A 3340-nucleotide genomic window follows, 5' to 3' on the forward strand; every position below is an offset into this window, starting at 1 on the left:
GGACGATGCTGCGCGCGGCAGCGCTCGCCGCGCGTGGGCGTCTCGATCGGCGCCGCATGATCGACGACTACCGCGGGGCGATCACGGGCCTGCTCCAGCCCACTGCCCTGGCCGCCTGAGACCGGTACGTCCGGCGGCGGCGTCAGGAGGCCGGTGCGTTGATACGTCGGATGCCGCGGCCCGCCACCGCGGTGCAGAGCGCGCAGGCGGCCGCCGTGGCCCCGAGCAGCACCCACATCGGCGCGTACGCGCTGAGGGCGGCGAGCGCCGCCGGAAGAAGGAATCCCAGATACGTCAGCGAGTAGTACGCCGCCGTGATGCCCGCAAGATCCTGAGGTTTCGCCAGCGTCTGGGTGGTGGACAGGCCGAAGACCATCGCGAGCCCGTAGCCGGCGCCGAAGACGGGCGCGGCGGCGAGCACGATCCACACCTGCTGCGAGGACGCGGCGATGAGCAGCAGGAGCGCGCCCGTGGCGATGAGGGAGCCTCCGACGAGGCCCATTCGTCCGCGCAGGAGCGTCGCGAGGTGACCGGAGAAGATCTGCGTCACCCAGCCGACGCCGAGCGTGATGACCGTCACGACGGTGGCGAAGCCGACGGTGAACCCGGGGAGACGTTCACTCACCAGGCTCGGACCGACCGCGAACGACAGCGCCGGCGCCGCGAACACCCAGGGAGCGAGCGGGAGGACGACCCGGAAGAACGTCGATCGTGCCGGTCGGGGCACCCGGAGGTTGCCGAACAGCCGCGTCACGCCGGATCGAACGGACGGGTCTCTGACGCTCGCAGCACGATGAGAATCGCGACCACGCACGCGGCGATCTGCACGAGGTACGGCAGCACCGCGGGTAAGGGTGCCCACTGGGCCAGGGCCCCGCCGATGCCGGCGCCGCCCCCGAAGCCGATGGTGAGCATGCCCGCCGCGCGCCGGGCGCCCGCGGTGGAGCGACCCTCCGCGATCGACAGCTCCTTGATCCACGACGTGCCGACGACCATGCCGGCCGCGACGCTGAGGCCGCAGACGAAGCGTCCGATGCAGAGTCCCGCGAAGCTCGTGCTGGAGCAGGCGAGCGCGATGCTTCCGACGACACCGAGCGCCAGACCCGCCAGCAGCACCGGTCGCCGACCGTACCGGTCGGACCACGCACCCGACAGGGCGAACCCGGGAATGATTCCGACGACGTAAGCACCGAGCAGGATGTCGACCTGCACCTGGGAGAACCCCTGGACCAGCCGGTAGTACTGCATGAGGGGCAGGAAATGATTGCCACCCCAGCCGAGGACGATGAGCGCCGGGGCGACGAGGAGCCACGACCGGGTGGGAACGTCTGTCACGGGGCCTCTCTCACGTGGTGTGCCGCGGGTCGTCGCCTCGCACCGGCGCGGTCACGCACGACCGACGCACCCGCGTTCGCCCAGCAGTCGCCGGCTGGTCAGTCCTGCGTGTCGGCCTTGTAGACCTTACGGAACGCATCTTTGCGCGCGATCTTGCCGCCGCGGAACTCGTAGATGTCGCAGCCGCGCGTGGTCAGGATCGTTCCGTCGGGGCCGGGTCCGGTGAACGACCAGGTGGCCGCCCCTCGACGCCCCGCGATGATCGGGTGCTCCTCTTCGTGCCGTTCCTGCCCGGTGTCGAAGGCCAACATGAGCGCGAACCCCTCGCGCACCTGTTCCCTGCCCGTCCACGTGCGCCCGGGCTCGGGTCCGACCGACGCGCTGTAGACGCAGTCGTCGGTGACGTGACTCATCAGCGCCTCGAGGTCGCGACGGGTCCAGGCATCGCTGAACGCCGCCAGGACGTCCGGCGTCATGTCGCTCAGGCTGTTCTCGGGGGTGGAGTCGCTCATGAGTGAACTATGGCACCGGCGCGGCGAGATGTCCGCGAGAAGTTCGCGGTGAAACGAGATCGGCGGCGCCCGCTTGCGGACATGTCCGGACTCGGACGCGCCCGGGCTCCACCGTTCGTAGCGGCAGCCCCCACGAACCGGCCCTCCCCGGCCCCACGGTGCGGATGCGTCGCCGCCACCGCTCCCCGACTCCGCGGCACCATAGACGCCGTGCACACGGCGCGCCATCCCCGCACCGGGTGCCCCGCGTCGTGCCTAAGGTGAGACATGACCGCGCGCATCCTCTCGATCGGCACGGCCCTCCCCGATACGCGCGTCGAGCAGTCCAGCCTGCGCGACCTGTTCGCCGCACAGCCCGGCTTCGACCGCATGAGCCGGCGACTGGTGGGGGCGGCCTTCGACGCCGCCGCGATCGACACCCGTCACGTGGTGCTGCCGCAACTGGCCGGACACGACGGTGACGGCCTCGGCGTGCGCGAGGGTGACACCCTGCTCATGCCCTCCACCGGTGCCCGCAACGACGAGTACCGCCGCACCGCACCGGGCCTGTTCGCGGAGGCGTCGCGCGTCGCGATCGCCGGATCGGGGTACGACGCGGACGCCGTGACACACGTCGTGACGGTCTCGTGCACCGGCATGTTCGCCCCGGGCCCCGACTACCACCTCGTGCGCGATCTCGGTCTGTCACCGACGGTCGAGCGCTATCACCTCGGTTTCATCGGCTGCGCGGCGGCCATCCCCGCGCTGCGCCTGGCGGCGCGCATCGTCGGCGCCGACCCGGCGGCGGTCGTGCTCGTCGCCTGTGCGGAGCTGTGCTCGCTGCACTGGCAGACCTCGTCGCACCCCGACCAGATCGTCGCCGCATCCGTGTTCGCCGACGGCGCGGGCGCCGCGGTCGTGGCATCCGGAGACTCCTCCCACGATGGCCTCGACCTCGACGACTTCGCCACCCACGTGACCGACGAGGGCGAGAAGGACATGTCTTGGACCGTGGGCGACTCGGGGTTCCAGATGACCCTGACCCCCGAGGTTCCGCGCATCATCGGGCGGGAGATCTCGGCCATCGCCGCCGACGTGGTGGGCGACCTCGCCGACGTCGACGCGTGGGCCGTGCATCCGGGTGGGCGGAGCATCCTCGATCGGGTGGAGAACGCCCTGGGGCTGGATGCCACCGCGCTCGCCGCCTCGCGCGAGGTGCTGCGCCGGCACGGCAACATGTCGAGTGCCACGCTGCTGTTCATCCTGCGCGACCTGCTCGCCGACGCCGCCCGCATCGAGGGTGACCGGGTCGCGGCACTGGCCTTCGGTCCGGGCCTGACGGTGGAGGCGGCGAAGATCACCGTGCGCCGCCCGTCGGTGTGAACCCCGTCGCCCGTCCGCGGGGGCTCTCGCGGCGCGGCGCCGAGCGCGTGGGGCTCATGGCCGACCCCGACTGCGGCGGACGGGCTCGCGCCGCGCCCTGCCGCCGGTGCGGCGGGGTCAACCGGCGCGGG

The 3340-nt window shown here is 71.8% G+C and carries 4 protein-coding genes; 1 reads left to right on the forward strand and 3 read right to left on the reverse strand.

From position 1 onward, the window contains the following. Positions 1 to 142: 142 nt before the first annotated feature. The 3 genes from RWP81_RS15475 to RWP81_RS15485 form a co-directional block, all read right to left on the reverse strand. Positions 143 to 754, reverse strand: a complete 612-nt coding sequence (locus tag RWP81_RS15475; protein ID WP_314457603.1) for a hypothetical protein — start codon at positions 752 to 754, stop codon at positions 143 to 145. Then, positions 751 to 1335, reverse strand: a complete 585-nt coding sequence (locus tag RWP81_RS15480; RefSeq protein WP_314457605.1) for an MFS transporter — start codon at positions 1333 to 1335, stop codon at positions 751 to 753. The genes RWP81_RS15475 and RWP81_RS15480 overlap by 4 nt, the downstream gene beginning before the upstream one ends. A gap of 98 nt (positions 1336 to 1433) precedes the next feature. Continuing rightward, a complete protein-coding gene (locus tag RWP81_RS15485) occupies positions 1434 to 1847 on the reverse strand; it encodes a nuclear transport factor 2 family protein (protein WP_314457607.1) in 414 nt (137 codons plus the stop codon). Positions 1848 to 2114: 267 nt separating this feature from the next. On the opposite strand from RWP81_RS15485, the gene RWP81_RS15490 reads away from it, so the two are divergent. Continuing rightward, positions 2115 to 3209 carry a type III polyketide synthase gene (locus tag RWP81_RS15490; RefSeq protein ID WP_314457609.1) on the forward strand — a complete coding sequence of 365 codons (1095 nt, stop codon included), beginning with the start codon at positions 2115 to 2117 and terminating at the stop codon, positions 3207 to 3209. The last annotated feature ends 131 nt before the right edge of the window (positions 3210 to 3340 follow it).

It is taken from the genome of uncultured Microbacterium sp. (genome assembly GCF_963521695.1).
Lineage (GTDB): Bacteria > Actinomycetota > Actinomycetes > Actinomycetales > Microbacteriaceae > Microbacterium.